At 62.2% G+C, this 18,664-nt stretch carries 15 protein-coding genes; 10 read left to right on the top strand and 5 right to left on the bottom strand.

Annotated features, from left to right (window positions below; all coding sequences use genetic code 11):
- Positions 1-34: 34 nt before the first annotated feature.
- The 5 genes from moaE to KY379_RS08520 form a co-directional block, all read right to left on the bottom strand.
- Positions 35-481 carry a molybdopterin synthase catalytic subunit MoaE gene (moaE, locus tag KY379_RS08540; protein WP_133329779.1) on the bottom strand — a complete coding sequence of 149 codons (447 nt, stop codon included), beginning with the start codon at positions 479-481 and terminating at the stop codon, positions 35-37.
- A 2-nt stretch (positions 482-483) separates the two neighbouring features.
- A complete protein-coding gene (gene moaD / locus KY379_RS08535; protein ID WP_261239681.1) occupies positions 484-729 on the bottom strand; it encodes a molybdopterin converting factor subunit 1 in 246 nt (81 codons plus the stop codon).
- Positions 729-1,199, bottom strand: a complete 471-nt coding sequence (gene moaC, locus KY379_RS08530; RefSeq protein ID WP_133329777.1) for a cyclic pyranopterin monophosphate synthase MoaC — start codon at positions 1,197-1,199, stop codon at positions 729-731. The genes moaD and moaC overlap by 1 nt, the downstream gene beginning before the upstream one ends.
- Before the next feature lie 122 nt (positions 1,200-1,321).
- Complete coding sequence (locus KY379_RS08525; RefSeq protein ID WP_196171529.1) at positions 1,322-2,716, bottom strand: PhoH family protein; 1,395 nt, start codon at positions 2,714-2,716, stop codon at positions 1,322-1,324.
- A 281-nt stretch (positions 2,717-2,997) separates the two neighbouring features.
- Positions 2,998-4,137 carry a polysaccharide deacetylase family protein gene (locus KY379_RS08520; RefSeq protein WP_261239622.1) on the bottom strand — a complete coding sequence of 380 codons (1,140 nt, stop codon included), beginning with the start codon at positions 4,135-4,137 and terminating at the stop codon, positions 2,998-3,000.
- A 135-nt stretch (positions 4,138-4,272) separates the two neighbouring features.
- Here KY379_RS08520 and yaaA point away from each other — a divergent pair, with 135 nt between their 5' ends.
- From yaaA to KY379_RS08470, 10 genes are all read left to right on the top strand, one after another.
- The gene (gene yaaA / locus KY379_RS08515; RefSeq protein WP_133329771.1) at positions 4,273-5,052 is read left to right on the top strand and encodes a peroxide stress protein YaaA; all 780 of its coding nucleotides are present in this window, start codon (positions 4,273-4,275) and stop codon (positions 5,050-5,052) included.
- An 879-nt stretch (positions 5,053-5,931) separates the two neighbouring features.
- Positions 5,932-7,248, top strand: a complete 1,317-nt coding sequence (locus tag KY379_RS08510; RefSeq protein WP_196171527.1) for a nucleotide sugar dehydrogenase — start codon at positions 5,932-5,934, stop codon at positions 7,246-7,248.
- Positions 7,249-7,327: 79 nt separating this feature from the next.
- Positions 7,328-8,809, top strand: a complete 1,482-nt coding sequence (gene alg8 / locus KY379_RS08505) for a mannuronan synthase (protein ID WP_165976080.1) — start codon at positions 7,328-7,330, stop codon at positions 8,807-8,809.
- Positions 8,810-8,844: 35 nt separating this feature from the next.
- Positions 8,845-10,011: an alginate biosynthesis protein Alg44 gene (locus tag KY379_RS08500; protein WP_196171526.1), complete on the top strand. Its 1,167-nt coding sequence runs from the start codon at positions 8,845-8,847 to the stop codon at positions 10,009-10,011.
- Positions 10,012-10,023: 12 nt separating this feature from the next.
- Positions 10,024-11,448 carry an alginate biosynthesis TPR repeat lipoprotein AlgK gene (gene algK / locus KY379_RS08495; protein WP_261239623.1) on the top strand — a complete coding sequence of 475 codons (1,425 nt, stop codon included), beginning with the start codon at positions 10,024-10,026 and terminating at the stop codon, positions 11,446-11,448.
- Positions 11,445-12,923 carry an alginate export family protein gene (locus KY379_RS08490; RefSeq protein WP_133329764.1) on the top strand — a complete coding sequence of 493 codons (1,479 nt, stop codon included), beginning with the start codon at positions 11,445-11,447 and terminating at the stop codon, positions 12,921-12,923. The genes algK and KY379_RS08490 overlap by 4 nt, the downstream gene beginning before the upstream one ends.
- A gap of 19 nt (positions 12,924-12,942) precedes the next feature.
- A complete protein-coding gene (gene algG, locus KY379_RS08485) occupies positions 12,943-14,502 on the top strand; it encodes a mannuronan 5-epimerase AlgG (protein WP_196171524.1) in 1,560 nt (519 codons plus the stop codon).
- A 13-nt stretch (positions 14,503-14,515) separates the two neighbouring features.
- Positions 14,516-15,967 (top strand): alginate O-acetyltransferase, encoded by a 1,452-nt coding sequence (locus KY379_RS08480; protein WP_133329762.1) that lies wholly within the window; start codon positions 14,516-14,518, stop codon positions 15,965-15,967.
- A gap of 7 nt (positions 15,968-15,974) precedes the next feature.
- Positions 15,975-17,078, top strand: a complete 1,104-nt coding sequence (locus KY379_RS08475; protein WP_133329760.1) for a mannuronate-specific alginate lyase — start codon at positions 15,975-15,977, stop codon at positions 17,076-17,078.
- Between the two features lie 124 nt (positions 17,079-17,202).
- Positions 17,203-18,663: an MBOAT family O-acyltransferase gene (locus KY379_RS08470; RefSeq protein ID WP_133329758.1), complete on the top strand. Its 1,461-nt coding sequence runs from the start codon at positions 17,203-17,205 to the stop codon at positions 18,661-18,663.
- The last annotated feature ends 1 nt before the right edge of the window (position 18,664 follow it).

Genomic DNA, 18,664 nt, shown 5'->3' with positions numbered 1-18,664 from the left:
GGCCGTCTTGCTCACAATCTGAAAGCACGCCAGGCTACCAGCGTCCGGCCGCCTCCTGATCGCTTTGTCGGCCTTCGACCCAGCGCGGCCCTTCCTGGGTGTTTTCCTTCTTCCAGAACGGCGCCCGCGTCTTCAGGTAATCCATGATGAAGTCGCAGGCCTCGAAGGCCGCCTGGCGATGAGCACTGGCCACGCCAACGAAGACGATCGGCTCACCCGGTTCCAGCGCACCGATCCGGTGCAGCACCTCGACCTTGAGCAGCGGCCAGCGTTGCTGCGCCTCGGCCTCGATCTTGGTCAGGGCCTTCTCGGTCATGCCCGGATAGTGCTCGAGGAACATCCCCGCCACTTCGCGGCCATCGTTGAAATCCCGCACATAGCCAACGAAACCGACCACCGCGCCCACACCGACATTGGCGGCGTGCATGGCATTGACCTCGGCCCCCGGGTCGAAAGCCCGCTCCTGCACTCGAACGGTCATCTTCAACCTCCCGTCACAGGCGGGAAGAACGCCACTTCATCGCCCTCTTCCAGCGGCTCGTCCAGCCTGCACAATTCTTCGTTGCGTGCGCACATCAGATTCTGCTCGGCCAGCACGGCATACTCCCCACCCTTGGCCACCAAGGCCTGGCGTACATCGTCGAGCACCTGGAACGGCCCCTCCACGCGCTCGGTGTCCATGCCCAGCCGCTCGCGGTAGCGGGCGAAGTAAAGCACCTTGACCTTCATCATGCCTCCACCTTGTAGTGGCCGCTCTTGCCGCCGAGTTTTTCCAGCAGACGAACCTGCTCGATGATCATGCCTTTGTCCACGGCCTTGCACATGTCATAGATCGTCAGTGCGGCAACGCTGGCGGCTGTCAGCGCCTCCATCTCCACACCGGTCTGCCCGGCCAGCTTGCAGCGGGCGACGATACGCACGGCGTCCTGACCCTCGGCGCTGAGCTCGACCTTGACGCTGGTCAGCATCAACGGGTGGCACAGCGGAATCAGGTCACTGGTCTTTTTCGCCGCCTGTATGCCGGCGATCCGCGCAACGGCGAACACATCGCCCTTGGGGTGCTCGCCATCGACGATCATGCGCAAGGTCTGCGGCAGCATGCGCACCCGCGCCTCGGCGGTGGCCTCGCGCTCGGTCACGGCTTTTTCAGTGACGTCGACCATGTTGGCGCGCCCCTGGGAATCAAGATGTGTCAGCACTGCTCTGCTCCTGTGAAGGGAATCAGGAGTGTAAACCCGTGGGTCAGGTTTGAGCAGAGGTATGTGTCGGCAGGATTGCCCTCTGCGGGCATGCCCCCGAAAGGGCAGCCCGGCTTTTGAGGTTACAGGTGCGACTCGGCGTACTCGGCCAGTACCGAACGTGGCACCCCCTGCAGGGTGATGTGCACGCCGTGGGGGAAGTCCTTGAAGCGCTCGGTCAGGTAGGTCAGCCCTGAGCTGGTCGCGGACAGGTAGGGGGTATCGATCTGCGCCAGGTTGCCCAGGCAGACCACCTTGGAACCGGAGCCGGCACGGGTGATGATGGTCTTCATCTGGTGCGGCGTGAGGTTCTGGCACTCGTCGATCAGGATCAGACTCTGCTGGAAGCTGCGCCCACGGATGTAGTTGAGGGACTTGAACTGCAGCGGTACCCGCTCGAGGATGTACTCGACACTGCCATGGGTGCTCTCGTCGTCCATGTGCAAGGCTTCGAGGTTATCGGTGATCGCCCCCAACCACGGCTCCATCTTCTCCGCCTCGGTGCCGGGCAGGAAGCCGATTTCCTGGTCCAGGCCCTGCACGCTGCGGGTCGCGATGATGCGTCGGTAGCGCTTGCTGACCATGGTCTGCTCGATGGCTGCGGCCAAGGCCAGGATGGTCTTGCCCGAGCCTGCGGCGCCGGTCAGGTTGACCAGGTGGATATCCGGGTCGAGCAAGGCAAACAGCGCCAGACTCTGATGGATGTCGCGCGGCTTCAGCCCCCAGGCTTCCTGGTGCAGCAACGGCTCCTGATGCAGGTCGAGCAACAGCAGCTCATCGTTGCGAATACCCTTGATCCAGCCGACGAAGCCCTGCTCGTCGATGATGAACTCATTGATGTGCACGGCCGGCAGGTTGTCGATCAATTGCACGCGGTGCCAGGTGCGCCCACGCTCCTGGCGGGTATCGACTTTGCTGACCCGATCCCAGAATGAACCGGTGACTGAGTGGTAGCCCTTGGACAGCAAGGACACATCGTCGACCAGTTGGTCGGTGCTGTAATCCTCGGCGGCAATGCCGCAGGCACGCGCCTTGAGGCGCATGTTGATGTCCTTGGTGACCAGCACGACGTCCAGGTCGGCGCGCTTGCCTTTGAGTTCGAGCAACTGGTTGATGATGATGTTGTCGTTGAGGGTTTCCGGCAACAGCCGGGTCGGTTCACTGCGCGGGCTCATCAGGATCGACAGGTAGCCCTTGGGTCCGCTTTTGCCACGCTGGATCGGCACGCCCTGCTCGACATCGCTGGGCGAGGCATCTCCAAGGGTCTGGTCGATCAGGCGGATGGCCTGGCGACATTCGGCGGCGATGGTGTGTTTCCCGGTCTTGAGCTTGTCGAGTTCCTCCAGCACCGTCATCGGCAGGGCGACATGGTGCTCCTCGAAGTTCAGCAATGCGTTGGGGTCGTGTATCAGGACGTTGGTATCGAGCACATAGAGGATTGGCTGGGTGGAGGAAGGGTTGCGTCCTTGGTCATCCATACTCGGTCACCTTATGTCGAAGCCACACGGCGCGTTCTGTTACGCCGCAAAGTGACGACCGTTCTTCCCGTATCCGCGTTGCTACGGGCGGGAAGCAAACCTGGCAAGGTGGGCCTGGATGACGCCACCTGTGCTGCAGGAATCGGCTGTCTGGTTTCTTCATACCGCAAAAACGATGACTAAAAAAAGTCTTTTTACGTCCTGGTGAAGTTTATTTTGCTGAATGACGACCAGCACTTGGCGGGCACGCCAAGCAGGACTACAGTCAAAAGGTATGCCTCTCAAGGAGCCACCGCAGCGCGTTGGGCGTAATCATGGCAGTCTTCCCAGCCGATACCGCTCTGCGCCGTGCTGCGCAACAACCATTGCACTGCAGGCTGCGCTTTGGACAAGCTGTCGTGGAACTGGATCACCCCTTTGCGCCATAGCAGCATCAAGGTCATCACCCGCTGGGCCGACGCCTCGGCAGACAGGCCGGTTTCGTCCTGGGCATCGATGTCCCACAACGACACTTGCAACCCCTGGCTGGCCATGAATGCCTCGCCATCGGCACGACGCTGCCCGTAAGGCGGCCGGAACAACGGCACATACTGCTTGGGCAGCTCCGCTTGCACCCGCGCCTGGCTGCGCCGCAGGGAATCCTGCCAATCCTGCCACTGGGCGTGGGAGCGGTATTCCCAACCCTGGATGCCCACGCACTGACCGGCATAAAGGTGGGGCAAGACCTGCGCCGAGCCGCCATCACGTCGCAGTTGCAGGCGATTGCCAATGACGAAGAAAGTACCCTGCAGGCGCTGCTTGCGCAGATAGCCTGTCAGCCGATCGGTGTCGCCGCCTTGAGGGCCGGGGCCACCGACGAAGGTCAGGAGGAACATGCGGTCGTTCAGCTCATCGCCGTTGCGTTCACGATTGGACAGGCGTTCTACCTCACTGCTGGTCTGCGGCAGCAGTGCGGCCTTGCGCAGTTGCTCATCGAGATAACGGGCATGGAACTGATGACTGGGCTCGATCCACTCGGTGTAGAACTCGCCGACATCGCTGGCGAACGTAACCGAACGAGTGCGTAACTCAGCCATGGATGCCACGGGGTAGCAGAACGAGGCATCTTGCTCGCAACTGCGCAGGGCCTGCTGGTAACCCTGCCACAATCGCTGCCACATCCGCGCCCGTATGGCCCTGATTTTCTGCAGGTTGATCTGCCGCAAACCCAGTCGTGCAGCCAACGCCTTGTCGTCCAGTTGCTCGCTCTCGTGCAGCACCTGGGCAAACGCCAGAATTTCGGCCCGGGAGGCAACGTCGAACAATGCCGGGCTGTCCAACTGTTCGGGCCACACCGCGCGATCGAGCGTGGCCGGCGGCAAGGGGCCGGCTTGGACGGACAAGCTCAGGGAAATGGCCAGCAAGGCCAGGGCAATGCGCACATCCGTTCTCCGCAAATGGCCAAACCCGCACTATAACGCCTCGCGGTTATCATGGCCTGTGCCTATCGGCCACATAGTTTGGCGTAACCTCCCCCACCCCGTAGAATCGCGGCAACGCCTTTAGGAGCCGACCCGATGCTGACGGTGATTTCCCCCGCCAAGACCCTCGACTACGACACCCCACCGGTGACCGACCGCTTCACCCTGCCCCAGTACCTGGACGACTCGCAGCAACTGATCGAACAATTACGCACATTGTCACCAGCGCAGATCAGCGAGCTGATGCACCTATCGGACAAACTCGCCGGGCTCAATGCCGCGCGTTTCGGCAGCTGGACCCCAGACTTCAGCCCAGCCAACGCCAAGCAGGCGCTGCTGGCGTTCAAGGGCGACGTGTACACTGGCCTGGATGCCGAATCCCTGAGTGAAGACGATTTCACCTATGCCCAGGAGCACCTGCGCATGTTGTCGGGCCTTTACGGCCTGCTGCGCCCGCTCGACCTGATGCAGCCTTATCGCCTAGAGATGGGCACCAAGCTGGCCAACGCCCGCGGCAAGGATCTGTATGCATTCTGGGGTACGCGCATCAGCGAGTGGTTGAATCAGGCTCTGGTCGAGCAAGGCGACGACCTGCTGCTGAACCTGGCGAGCAACGAGTACTTCAGCGCGGTCAAGCGCAGCGCCCTGAAGGCGCGTGTACTGAATGTCGACTTCAAGGACCAGAAGAACGGGCAGTACAAGATCATCAGTTTCTACGCCAAGAAGGCGCGCGGCATGATGAGCCGTTTCGTGATCCAGGAGCGTATCGCCGATCCCGAGCAGCTCAAAGGGTTCGACGTGCAGGGGTACTACTACAGTGCCGAACAATCGAAGCCAGATCACCTGGTGTTCTTGCGTGATCATCCGGTTGATTGATTGGGGCTGACGCCCGGGCGCTGGAGGTCTGCAGCGCCGCACAAATCGAGCGCCGCGCGGGCGGCGCTCGATATCCGCACCAGCAAAGCCCCAAAGCGCACACCCCTCTACACCCCTCCCCCGCCAAAATTCCCCTCCCGCCCCGCAATGATGCACTCCTCGCCGGGGCCTATATCGCCATATCTCTGGCGCCAAAAAACCAACGATATTGACCTTATCGCCAAACGCCATAAGACCGTTCGTAGTTTTTTGACGAATTCTGAAAAAATTTTTCCGATGATGGCATATAAACATCTCGTGTAAGGATCGCCCTTTATATTCCGGGACGAAACCCCAGCGTGCTATCAGATTGAAACTATTTGGCACTGAAAAAAATATTTAGAAATCTTTCATCGGGGCGGAGCCAGCCAGGAACTTCTGCTACGGCCAATCGCTCATAGAGCCGTAACGATTTTCCTCCCCACGATGTGTGAGAGATGACTTACAGATGACAAACAGCAGGTATCCACTACCTGCTTGGTTAACCCAGACAGGTATTACCGGCGACCCGGAATACCCGTCACTGCAGGAGAGTCGCGCCCCCTAAAATTCGTCCTAGTGGTTGATTTCAAAGGATTTTTCCACTTGAAAAAACAAGCACAGCAACGCGCCAAGTAGCGCATTGCATTAAAGACGGCTGCATTTCAGGGCACGCCTTTTAAAGACTGGCTTTTAACTGCCTATTTAGAGTGCACAACTTTGCGCGCTCCGGATTTATTCATGCCTGCGCTCGGCGAAGTGCGATTTCGTCATGGGTCCGTGCGCCTGAAAACTGTTGTTATCAACCCAGTCCGGCGTTTCTCGGAAGCGTCGACGTGATAAACACATGAGGTGATTGCGATGCGTATCAGCATCTTTGGTTTGGGTTATGTAGGTGCGGTCTGTGCAGGTTGCCTGACGGCACGGGGCCATGAAGTGATCGGTGTGGACGTGTCCAGCACCAAGATCGACCTGATCAATCAGGGCAAGTCGCCCATCGTCGAACCGGGCCTGGAAGAATTGCTGCAACAGGGCATCGCCAACGGTCGCCTGCGTGGTACCACCGACTTCGCCGAAGCCATCCGCGCCAGCGACGTTTCGATGATCTGCGTCGGCACCCCCAGCAAGAAAAACGGCGACCTCGGCCTCGAGTACATCGAGTCGGTGTGCCGCGAAATCGGCCATGTCCTGCGTGATACCGAGCGCCGCCACACCATCGTGGTGCGCAGCACCGTCCTGCCGGGCACCGTCAAGAACGTGGTGATCCCGATCATCGAAGACTGCTCCGGCAAGAAGGCTGGCATCGACTTCGGTGTCGCGGTCAACCCTGAGTTCCTGCGTGAAAGCACCGCCATCAAGGACTATGACCACCCGCCAATGACCGTCATCGGCGAATTCGACAAGGCCAGCGGTGATGTCCTCCAGGCCCTGTACGAAGAGCTCGACGCGCCGATCATCCGCAAGCCGATCGAAGTGGCCGAGATGATCAAGTACACCTGCAACGTCTGGCACGCCACCAAAGTCACCTTCGCCAACGAAATCGGCAACATCGCCAAGGCCGTCGGCGTCGATGGCCGCGAAGTGATGGACGTGGTCTGCCAGGACAAGGCACTGAACCTGTCCCAGTACTACATGCGCCCGGGCTTCGCCTTCGGCGGCTCGTGCCTGCCCAAGGACGTGCGCGCCCTCACCTATCGCGCCTCGAGCCTGGATGTGAAAGCGCCGCTGCTCGACTCGCTGATGCGCAGCAACGAATCCCAGGTACAGAACGCCTTCGACCTGATCGAGCGCCACGACAAGCGCAAGGTCGCCCTGCTCGGCCTGAGCTTCAAAGCGGGCACCGACGACCTGCGCGAGAGCCCACTGGTGGAACTGGCCGAACGCTTGATCGGCAAGGGCTACCAGCTGGATATCTACGACGAGAACGTTCAGTACGCCCGCGTCCATGGCGCCAACCGGGAGTACATCGAGTCGAAGATCCCCCACGTCTCCTCGCTGCTCAACGACGACTTCCAGAAGGTCATCGACAACGCCGAGGTGATCGTCCTGGGTAACCGTGACGAGCAGTTCCGCGCCCTGGCCCAACAGGCGCCAGCCGGCAAGCAGGTGATCGACCTGGTCGGCTTCATGAGCAAACCGACCTGCACCACTGGCCGTACCGAAGGCATCTGCTGGTAAGCCCTCGGCCGGGCGACGCGGGTTCTGATCCCGCTCCCGCGTCGCCCCCTTTTTCCTGATTCTTCGACGGATGCTGAACATGCAAAGGCTCCAGACAGTGCTGTTGCAGTGCGCCGGTTGGCTGGCCTACATGAGCCTGCTCATGTTGCTCGCCCTGGCCCTGCCCGCCGATATCTTCGACTCGCAGTCGAAGCACTTCATCTTCCTGGTCGGTGCGGTCGGCATCTGGCGTTACTCCATGGGCGCCACCCATTTCATCCGCGGCATGATCTTCCTCTACGCGGTGTACCCGTACCTGCGCCGCAAGGTGCGCAAGATGGGCAAGTCCGCCGACCCATCGCATGTGTACCTGATGGTCACCAGCTTCCGCATCGAAGCACTGACCACCGCCCAGGTGTACAGCTCGGTGATCCGCGAGGCGATCGACTGCGGCTTCCCCACCACCGTGGTCTGCTCGCTGGTGGAGATGTCCGATGAACTGCTGGTCAAGAGCCTGTGGGCCAAGTACAACCCGCCCGAGCACGTGACCCTGGACATCGTGCGCATCGCCGGTACCGGCAAGCGTGACGGCCTGGCCTACGGCTTCCGTGCCATCTCGCGCATGCTGCCCGACGAGAACGCCGTGGTCGCCGTGATCGACGGTGACACCGTGCTGGCCGAAGGCGTGGTGCGCAAGACCGTGCCGTGGTTCAAGCTGTTCCCCAACGTCGGTGGCCTGACCACCAACGAATTCTGCGAAGTGCGCGGCGGCTACATCATGAGCGAGTGGCACAAGCTGCGCTTCGCCCAGCGCCACATCAACATGTGCTCGATGGCCCTGTCCAAGCGCGTACTGACCATGACCGGTCGCATGTCGATGTTCCGCGCAAGTGTCGTGACCAACCCCGAGTTCATCGCCGACGTCGAAAGCGACTCGCTGATGCACTGGCGCCTGGGCCGCTTCAAGTTCCTCACCGGTGACGACAAGTCGAGCTGGTTCAGCCTCATGCGCCTGGGCTACGACACCTTCTACGTACCCGATGCCGCCATCAACACGGTCGAACACCCGCCTGAGAAGAGCTTTCTCAAGGCCAGTCGCAAGCTGATGTACCGCTGGTACGGCAACAACCTGCGGCAGAACTCCCGCGCCCTGGGCCTTGGCCTGCGCCGCCTGGGTCTGTTCACCAGCATCGTGCTGTTCGACCAGCGTGTGTCGATGTGGACCAGCCTGCTCGGCCTGACCGTGGCAGTGATCGCCAGCCTCAAGTTCGGTCTCGGCTTCCTGCTGGTGTACCTGCTGTGGATCGGCATCACCCGCCTGATCCTGACCATCATGCTGCTGTGCTCCGGCCACGAAGTCGGCCCGGCCTACCCGCTGATTCTCTATTACAACCAGATCGTCGGCGCGCTGATGAAAATCTACGTCTTCTTCCGCCTCGACAAGCAGTCCTGGACCCGCCAACCGACTGCCCTCAAGCGAGACCTCGCCAGTTTTCAACAATGGTTCAACACCTGGTCCTCGCGGACCATGACCTTCTCGGCCGCCAGCATCTTCGTCGCTGTGCTGTTCATGGTCGTATGAGCCCAACCGGATCGGAACTAACAGGAACAAACACCATGAATACCGCCGTGAACGTCAACGTCGTGCATGAGTCCGAAGCCCAGCGCCAACACGCCCGGGTGCGCATTCCCGCCAAGCTGCGCTTCCTCGACAGCGAGCGCCAAGCCCACGAGGTGAAGGTCGAGGACCTCTCCGCCGGTGGCCTGAGCTTCCATACCAAACGGCATCTCTCGATCGGCGAAGTACTGCGCGGACGTCTGCAGTTCGTGGTCGACAACCTCGGCCTGTCGATGGACATCGAGTTCCAGGTGCGCTCCTACAACGTCGCCGATGGCCGCACCGGAGCCCAGTTCCAGAACCTCGAACCCCGCGATATCTCGACTCTGCGCCACATCATCACCAGTCACCTGTCCGGTGAACTGATCACCATCGGCGACGTGCTCAGCACCTTGCAGCGCGACAACTTCACCAAGGCACGCAAGCAGAAGGATACCGGTAGCGGCCTGTCCGCTTTCGGTCGGATCAAGGCCGTCGGCGTAACCCTGGGCGTGTTCGTCATCGGTGTCGCCGCCTTCGGCTTCGTCGCCAAATCGCTGTACGGCATGTACTTCGTCAGCCAGGCCGAAGCCGGCGTGGTCGCGGTCCCCACCACCAACATCACCATGCCGCGCGACGGCACCGTGCAGAGCCTGGTGCAAAGCGGCGGTCAGGTTGCCAAGGGCGCGCCATTGGCGAGCTTCACCACCAGCATGCTGGACATGCTCAAAGGTGGCCTGGGCGACTCGCAGCTGGAGCCCGCGAAGATCGAGGAACTGTTCGGCAAACAGCTGTCGGGCACCCTTACCAGCCCGTGCGACTGCGTGGTCTCGCGTCAACTGGTGGACGATGGCCAATACGCCGCCAAGGGTCAGCCGATCTTCCAACTGGTGCCGCGTACCACCACGGCCATGGTCGAGGCACGCTTCAGCTACCGCCAGTTCGACAAGGTCAAACCAGGCACCCGGGTCAACTTCCAGGTGGCCGGCGAAGACGCCGTGCGCACCGGCCAGGTCGTCAACAGCAGCAGCCTGGACAGTGAAAACCTGGCCGCCGATATCCGCGTGCAGATCAAGCCTGACGACACCCTGCCGGCCGAACTGGCCGGACGCCCAGCCGCCGTCAGCAGTGACCGTGGTCCGTCGCTCGACTGGCTGATCGACAAAGCCATGGCCCGTGGTCTGTAAGAGGATCCCGAGATGATTCCCTACAAGAAAAGCGCAAGCCTGAGCCTCTGTGCCTTGGCCACGGCCATCGCCCTGGCCGGTTGTGCCGGCCTGCCTGACCAGCGCCTGGCCAACGAGGCCCTCAAGCGCGGTGACACCGCCCTGGCCGAGCGCAACTACAAGGCCTTGGCCGACCTCGGCTACAGCGATGCACAAGTCGGCCTGGCCGATGTCAAGGTCGCCTCGCGCGACCCTGAGCAGATGCGTGAAGCCGAGGCCACCTACCGCAAGGCCGCCGCCACCTCGTCCCGTGCCCAGGCGCGCCTCGGCCGCCTGCTGGTGGCCAAACCCGACACCACCCAGGCCGAGCGTGAAGAGGCCGAAACCCTGCTCAAACTGGCTGCCAAACAGGGTGAAGGCAATACCCTGGTGCCGCTGGCGATGCTCTACCTGCAGTACCCGCAGAGCTTCCCCAACGTCAACGCCCAGCAACAGATCGATCAGTGGCGCGCCGCCGGCAACCCGGAAGCGGGTCTGGCCCAGGTGCTGCTGTATCGCACCCAGGGCACCTACGACCAGCACCTGGCTGAAGTGGAGCAGATCTGCAAAGCGGCGTTGAGCACCACCGACATCTGCTACGTCGAACTGGCCACCGTGTACCAGAAACGTGCCCAGCCCGAACAGCAAGCTGCCCTGCTCGGCCAGCTCAAGTCCGCCTACGCCCGTGGCCTGGTCCCTGCATCGCGGGTCGACAGCGTCGCCCGCGTGCTGGCCGACCGCACCCTCGGCCAGACCGACGAGAACACCGCCAAGGATCTGCTCGAGCAGGTGGCACCGGTCAATCCGGCCTCCTGGGTCAGCCTGGCACAGTTGCTCTACGACTTCCCTGAGCTGGGCGATACCGACCAACTCATGGCCTACATCGACAAGGGCCGCGAAGCCGAACAGCCGCGCGCCGAGCTGCTGCTGGGCCGCCTCTACTACGAAGGCAAGCTGGTACCGGCCGATGCCCAGAAAGCCGAACAGCACCTGCTGGCCGCAGCCGATGCCGGTGAACTCAGCGGCCACTACTACCTCGGCCAGCTTTACCGCCGTGGCTATCTGGGCAACGTCGAGCCGCAAAAGGCCGTGGATCACCTGCTGATCGCCGCCCGTGGCGGCCAGAACAGCGCCGACTACGCCCTGGCCCAGCTGTTCGCCGAAGGCCGTGGCGTGCGCACCGATAACACCAATGCCTGGGTGTTCGCCAAGCTTTCGCAGCTCAACCCGACGCCGCAGTCCACCGAGCTGCTGCAGCAGATCGACGCCCAACTCACGCCCGAGCAACGCAGCCAGGCTGAGCGCCTGCTGGAGCAGGAAGCCAAGGCCCGCGGCAGCATGGCCCAAGGCGCCAACAGCATCCTGGCCCTCGAGGCCGTTCAAGACGACCAAGCAGTAGATGGTGAGGACTCGCTATGACGCTCAACCCCTTCGTGAAAGCCGGCATTGGCCTGAGCTTCGCCCTGTTGTGGTCGTGCCCGACCCTTGCAGACATGACCGCCCAGAAGAACTTCGGCCTGGACGTGAAAATCACCGGCCAGTCCGAAGACGATCGCGACCTGGGCACCCGCTCCGGCGGTGACGTCAATGGCCTGGGCCTGGACCTGCGCCCTTGGGTGTATGGCGAGCGCGGCAACTGGAGCGCCTATGCGATGGGCCAGGCGGTCACCGCCACCGACACCATCGAGACCGACACCCTGCGCCAGAACGACGATGGCACCCGCACCGACACCTCGGTCGACGGTCGCGAGCAGGACAAGAGCTACCTCGCCATGCGCGAATTCTGGATCGGCTACAGCGGCCTCACCGCCTACCCGGGCGAGCAACTGCGCCTGGGTCGCCAGCGTCTGCGCAGCGACGACGGCATGTGGCGCGACACCAACATCGAAGCGCTGAACTGGACCTTCGACACCACCTTGCTCAAGGCCGACCTGGGCGTGGCGCAGCGCTTCAGCGAATACCGTACCGACCTGACCGAACTGGCCCCCGAAGACAAGGACCGCACCCACGTCTACGGCAACGTCGCCGCGCAATGGACACCTGGCCACTGGGTCGGCCTGCGTGCGCACCATACCCATGACAGCGGCAGCCTGAAGAACCCAGGCGAAACCGTCGACGGGCTGGACAAGACCCGCACCGGCGACCTCACCTGGCTGGGCCTGGAAGCCAACAGCGACGCCTACAACTGGCGCAACGACCACACCATCAACTATTGGGGCAGCGTCACCTGGCTGACCGGCGACCGCGACACCCTCAGCACCCAACAGGTTGGGGACGACCGGGTCGCCACCGGCAAACAGAGCGGCGACGTCAACGCCTGGGCCACCGACCTCGGCATCCGCCTGCGCCTGGACCCGCAGTGGCAGGTCGGCGCGGCCTACGCCCGTGGTAGCGGCGGCGGTGGTGACGATGGCTCGAACAACTTCGAGCAAACCGGCCTGGAGAGCAACCGCTCCAACTTCACCGGTACCCGCTCGCGTGTGCACCGCTTCGGCGAAGCCTTCCGCGGCGAGCTCGGCAACCTGCAGGCGGCCACGCTGTTCGCGTCCTGGCAACTGCGCGAGGACTACGACGCCAGCGTCATCTACCACAAGTTCTGGCGCGTCGACGGCCACCAGAACATCGGCTCCAGTGGCATCAACGCCGTGGTCGACGACAACGGCGTGAACCGCTCGCTGGTCGATGGCGAGAAAGACCTCGGCCAGGAAATGGACGTGGTCGTCACCAAGTACTTCAAGCAAGGCCTGCTGCCGGCTTCGATGAGCCAGGCGATCGACGAGCCATCGGCCCTGGTGCGCCTGCGCGCCGGCGTGTTCAAGCCAGGCGATGCCTACGGCAAGGAAGCTGACTCGTACATGCACCGCGCCTTCGTCGATGTGATCTGGCGCTTCTGACGCCGGGAGAGGACCTGTCATGAACCTTCACCCGCACCTACGACACAGCCTTCTGGCCAGCGCCCTGCTGCTGGCCAGCGGCCTGGCGGTCGCCGCCGAACCTGCGGTGATCGCCAAGGAACTGCAGCAGGCCAAGACCTACACGGTGTCTTCCGCGCCGGTCGAGCCGCTGCACCTGGACCCACCCAAGCTGCCCGACCTCAGCGGCTACACCGCTGAAGCGGTGCAGAAGAAGATCGACCGCAGCCACAAGGGCAAGGTCAGCATCCGCCGCATGTTCCAGGAGGACACCCTCAAGGAATTCGTCGGTGGCGACAACAAGGCAGCCGAGTGGGTGCAGCGCCAGCATGGCATCCCACAGGCGATCTTCGTCGACGACGGCCATATCGACCTGGTCGAGCTGAGCAAGAAGGTGCCCAACCAATACCTGCGTGAAGTCGAGCCGGGCGTCTACCTGGCGCGCCTGCCGATCGTGGTCGGCCACAAAGGCATCCTCGAGATCAATGGCAAGGTCAAGGAATTGCGTCTGTCCGAGGAAGGCGGCGCGTTCATGGTCAATGACGGCAAGCTGTTCGTCACCGACACCAAGGTCACCGGCTGGCGCGAAAAGGCCAACGGCCCTGCGACCTTCCAGACGCCCAAGGCATTTCGCCCGTTCCTGCTGTCATGGGGCGGCACCGAGACCTACATCGTCAACACCACCATGGCCAGCTTCGGTTATGCCAAGTCCAAGTCCTATGGTGTGAGCATCTCGCAGTACACGCCGAACATGGCCAAGCAGATGGGCCGCACCGAGCCCACCGGCTGGATCATCGGTTCGACCTTCAGCGACATGTGGTACGGCTTCTACTGCTACGAGACGTCCGACTTCGTGGTCAAGGACAACACCTACCACGACAACATTGTCTACGGCATCGACCCCCACGACCGTTCGCACCGCCTGATCATCGCCGGCAACACGGTGTACGGCACCAAGAAGAAGCACGGGATCATCGTCTCGCGTGAGGTCAACGACAGCTGGATCATCAACAACAAGAGCTTCGACAACAAGCTCTCCGGCGTGGTGATCGACCGTAACAGCGTCAACAACCTGATCGCCTACAACGAGATCTACCGCAACCACACCGACGGCATCACCCTGTACGAAAGCGGCGACAACCTGATCTGGGGCAACAAGCTGATCAACAACCGCCGCCACGGCATCCGCGTGCGTAACAGCGTGAACATCCGTGTCTACGAGAACGTCGCCTTCGCCAATGGCCTGGTAGGCATCTACGGCCACATCAAGGACCTGTCCGACACCGACCGCGACATCGCCCTCGATCCGTTCGACACCAAGGTGTCGCTGATCGTGGTCGGTGGCGAGCTGGTCGCCAACGGCTCCGGCCCCCTGTCCATCGACTCACCGCTGTCGGTCGAACTGTACAAGGTGAAGATGCTCGCCCCGCGCAAGGCCAGCGGCATTTCCCTCAATGGCGTGCTGGGCGAGCGCCAGGACGAAATTCTCGACCTGCTGGTGCGCCAGCAGAAAGCCGTGCTGATCGACCCGGTCGAACGCCAGACCGAAATGATCGATTAAGGAAGCCCAGACCATGACTCCACACCTGATGAAACTGCTGGGCCTGTCCGCCGCACTGCTGGCCATCAGCCAAGGCGTGCAGGCCGACGAGGTCAAGGCACCGACCTTCACCGCCGAGCCCTGCTGCCAGCTGTGCCCGGAGGCGCATGACGCCAGCCGCTACACCACCCGTTACCAACAGAACTTCACCACGCTGGTGCAAGCCCAGGGCGACTGGTTGTTCCGTACCCGCGAAGACCTGCGCACCGAGTTCGACACCACGCCAAGCGGCTACAAGCGGCTGCAGCAGGTGCACGATGCCTTCAAGAAGCGCGGCGTGGAACTGGTGGTCGTCTATCAGCCGACCCGCGGGCTGGTGAACCGCAACATGCTCAAGCCTGAAGAGAAAGCCGCCTTCAACTATCAAAAGGCCCTGGGCAACTACAAGGCCATGCTCCAGCGCTTCGCCAAGATGGGCTACAACGTGCCTGACCTGTCGCCGCTGACCAACGAGCAGTTGGCCGCCGCCGACCAGGGCAAGGATTTCTACTTCCGTGGTGACCAGCACTGGACCCCTTACGGCGCCCAGCGCGCAGCCAAGATCGTGGCCGATACCGTGCACCAGATGCCGGCCTTCGAAGGCATCCCGCGCAAGGAATTCGAAACCCACGTGTCCGGCCGCATGGGCAAGACCGGCACCTTGCACAACGTGGCCGGGCAACTGTGCGGCACCCGCTACGCCATCCAGTACATGGATCAGTTCACCACCGAACCAAAGGCGACAGCCGGCGGCGAGGCCAGCGGCGACGATCTGTTCGGCGACGCGGGCAACGCCGAGATCACCCTGGTGGGCACCAGCCACAGTGGCAAGAACTACAACTTCGCCGGATTCCTGGAACAGTACATCGGTGCCGATGTGCTCAACGTCGCCTTCCCCGGCGGCGGCCTGGAAGGCTCGATGATCGAGTACCTGGGCAGCGAGGAATTCCAGAACCACCCACCGAAGATCCTCATCTGGGAATTCTCGCCCCTGTATCGCCTGGACCAGGAAACCATCTGGCGACAGATCCTCGCCCTGCTCGACGATGGCTGCGATGCACGCCCGGCATTGATGAGCGCGAGCAAGACGCTCAAGCCCGGCACCAACGAACTGATGGTCAACGGTAAGGGCGGCGTCATCAAGAACCTGGTCAATCGCAATCTGCAGATGGACGTCAAGTTCGAGGACCCTTCGGTCAAGGTGATGCAAGCCACCCTCTGGTACCTCAACGGCCGCCACGAAGACATCAAGCTGGAAAAGCCGGAAACCTCCGACACCAATGGCCGCTTCGTCTTCCAGATGCGTGAAGACGAGGACTGGGCCGACCAGAGCCTGCTGGCATTCGAGGTTCAGGGGCCGGAGAACGGCACCCAGAAAGTCGAAGCCAAGCTGTGCAAACGCCACAACTTCGCTGTGCCGGCGCAGACCGCGCAGGCCAGCCAGTGAGGTCAGCATGAATCCAATCAAGCGAATCGCGTGCCCTTCCCTGCTGCTCCTGGCGCTGTTCGGCGGCGCCGCCCAGGCAGCGCTGGTGCCACCCCAGGGCTATTACGAAGGCATCGAGAAGATCAAGACCAGCGACGGTAATTTCCGTTGCGAGGCCGCACCCACGCCCTATACCGGTCCGCTGCAGTTCCGCAGCAAGTACGAAGGTTCGGACAAGGCCCGCTCGACGCTCAACGTAGCTGCGGAAAAGGCCTTCCGCGACTCCACCGCCGACATCACCACGCTGGAGAAAGGCGTGAGCAAGATGGTCGGGCAGTACATGCGCGACGGCCGCCCCGCACAACTCGACTGCACCCTGACCTGGCTCGGAAGCTGGGCACGCGCTGGCGCGTTGCTGTCGACCGACTACAACCACACCGGCAAGTCCATGCGCAAATGGGCCCTGGGCAGCATGAGCGGTTCGTGGTTGCGCCTGAAATTCTCCAAGTCCCAGCCCTTGGCGGCGCACCAGGCCGAGGCCGAGTTGATCGAGAAATGGTTCGCCCGCCTGGCCGAGCAGACCGTGCGCGACTGGAGCGACCTGCCGCTGGAGAAGATCAACAACCATAGCTACTGGGCGGCGTGGTCGGTCATGGCCACCGCCGTGGCCACCGACCGCCGCGATCTGTTCGACTGGGCAGTGAAGGAATACAAGATCGGCGCCAACCAGGTCGACGATCAAGGCTTCCTGCCCAACGAAATCAAGCGCAAGCAACGCGCTTTGGCCTACCACAACTACGCCCTGCCGCCACTGGCGATGATCGCCAGTTTCGCCAAGGCCAACGGTGTCGATCTGCGCAGCGAAAACAATTTCGCCTTGCAGCGCCTGGGCGAAGGCGTGCTGGCCGGCGCACGCGACCCGCAGCATTTCGCGCAGCGGGCCGGGGTGAAACAGGACATGAAAGACCTCAAGGTCGAGAGCAAGTACGCCTGGCTCGAACCCTGGTGCGCGCTGTACCAGTGCGTCGGTGACACCCAGCAGCGCAAGCACGGCATGCAGCCGTTCAACAGCTTCCGTCTGGGCGGTGATCTGACCCGGGTCTACGACCCGAATGCGCAGCTCAAGAAGTAACGCAACACCCCTCTAGGAGCGGGTAACTCCGCTCCTGGAGGAAATATTGGTCGCCCTCCGCGTTTTGCCGTGGGGGGTTAGGGGGGCGCTTTGCCCTGTGCTGTGAACAATTAGGAGAACCGGGATGGTCTTCTCGTCCAACGTGTTCCTGTTCCTGTTCTTGCCGATCTTCCTCGGCTTGTACTATCTGAGCGGGCAACGTTATCGCAACCTGCTGTTGCTGGTCGCCAGCTACATCTTCTACGCCTGGTGGCGAGTGGACTTCCTGGCGCTGTTCGCCGGGGTGACGCTGTGGAACTACTGGATCGGCCTCAAGGTCGGCGCCGCCGGCGTGCGCACCAAGCCTGCGCAGCGCTGGTTGCTGCTGGGCGTGGGCATCGACCTGGCGATCCTCGGCTACTTCAAGTACGCCAACTTCGGCGTCGATAGCCTCAATGCGATCATCACTTCGTTCGGCCTGGAGCCGTTCATCCTCACCCACGTGCTGCTGCCGATCGGTATCTCGTTCTACATCTTCGAGTCGATCAGCTACATCATCGACGTCTACCGCGGCGATACCCCAGCCACGCGCAACCTGATCGACTTCGCGGCGTTCGTGGCGATCTTCCCGCACTTGATCGCCGGCCCCGTGCTGCGCTTCAAGGACCTGGTCGATCAGTTCAACAACCGCACCCACACCCTGGACAAGTTCTCCGAAGGCTGCACCCGCTTCATGCAGGGCTTCATCAAAAAAGTGTTCATCGCCGACACCCTGGCGGTGGTCGCCGACCACTGCTTCGCCCTGCAGAACCCGACCACCGGTGACGCCTGGCTAGGGGCACTGGCCTACACCGCGCAGCTGTACTTCGATTTCTCCGGCTACAGCGACATGGCTATCGGCCTGGGCCTGATGATGGGCTTCCGCTTCATGGAAAACTTCAAGCAGCCCTACATCAGCCAGTCGATCACCGAGTTCTGGCGCCGGTGGCACATCAGCCTCTCCACCTGGCTGCGCGACTACCTGTACATCACCCTGGGCGGCAACCGCAAAGGCACCTTCAACACCTACCGCAACCTGTTCCTGACCATGCTGCTCGGTGGCCTGTGGCACGGTGCCAACTTCACTTACATCATCTGGGGCGCCTGGCACGGCATGTGGCTGGCCATCGAGCGGGCGTTGGGCATCGACACCAACCCGCAGCGCTTCAACCCGATCAAGTGGGCGTTCACCTTCCTCCTGGTGGTGGTCGGCTGGGTGATCTTCCGCGCCGAGAACCTGCACGTCGCCGCCCGCATGTATGGCGCCATGTTCAGCTTCGGTGAGTGGCAGTTGTCGGAGCTCAATCGTTCCCAGCTCACCGGCCTGCAAGTCGCGACCCTGGTGATCGCCTATCTCACCCTGGCGTTCTTCGGCCTGCGCGATTTCTACCGCAACGCCACGCCGCCCGCCGCCGTGCGTACGCCGGCGCAGGTCAATGCCGACGGCTCGATCGGTCTGGACTGGACCCGGGTCATGACCCGCGCACTGATCCTGCTGCTGTTCGTCGCCTCGATCCTGAAACTTTCGGCGCAGAGCTACTCGCCGTTCCTGTACTTCCAGTTCTGAG

This window comes from Pseudomonas sp. HD6422 (assembly GCF_025377065.1).
GTDB classification, from domain to species: domain Bacteria; phylum Pseudomonadota; class Gammaproteobacteria; order Pseudomonadales; family Pseudomonadaceae; genus Aquipseudomonas; species Aquipseudomonas putida_U.
This window is presented reverse-complemented; position numbering and strand designations above follow the sequence as displayed.

Coding starts and splice junctions, on each gene's coding strand:
- moaE (WP_133329779.1), bottom strand. CDS start 481: ATGACCGTTCGAGTGCAGGAGCGGGCTTTCGACCCGGGGGCCGAGGTC.
- moaD (WP_261239681.1), bottom strand. CDS start 729: ATGAAGGTCAAGGTGCTTTACTTCGCCCGCTACCGCGAGCGGCTGGGC.
- KY379_RS08525 (WP_196171529.1), bottom strand. CDS start 2,716: ATGGATGACCAAGGACGCAACCCTTCCTCCACCCAGCCAATCCTCTAT.
- yaaA (WP_133329771.1), top strand. CDS start 4,273: ATGCTGACGGTGATTTCCCCCGCCAAGACCCTCGACTACGACACCCCA.
- KY379_RS08510 (WP_196171527.1), top strand. CDS start 5,932: ATGCGTATCAGCATCTTTGGTTTGGGTTATGTAGGTGCGGTCTGTGCA.
- alg8 (WP_165976080.1), top strand. CDS start 7,328: ATGCAAAGGCTCCAGACAGTGCTGTTGCAGTGCGCCGGTTGGCTGGCC.
- KY379_RS08500 (WP_196171526.1), top strand. CDS start 8,845: ATGAATACCGCCGTGAACGTCAACGTCGTGCATGAGTCCGAAGCCCAG.
- algK (WP_261239623.1), top strand. CDS start 10,024: ATGATTCCCTACAAGAAAAGCGCAAGCCTGAGCCTCTGTGCCTTGGCC.
- KY379_RS08490 (WP_133329764.1), top strand. CDS start 11,445: ATGACGCTCAACCCCTTCGTGAAAGCCGGCATTGGCCTGAGCTTCGCC.
- algG (WP_196171524.1), top strand. CDS start 12,943: ATGAACCTTCACCCGCACCTACGACACAGCCTTCTGGCCAGCGCCCTG.
- KY379_RS08480 (WP_133329762.1), top strand. CDS start 14,516: ATGACTCCACACCTGATGAAACTGCTGGGCCTGTCCGCCGCACTGCTG.
- KY379_RS08475 (WP_133329760.1), top strand. CDS start 15,975: ATGAATCCAATCAAGCGAATCGCGTGCCCTTCCCTGCTGCTCCTGGCG.
- KY379_RS08470 (WP_133329758.1), top strand. CDS start 17,203: ATGGTCTTCTCGTCCAACGTGTTCCTGTTCCTGTTCTTGCCGATCTTC.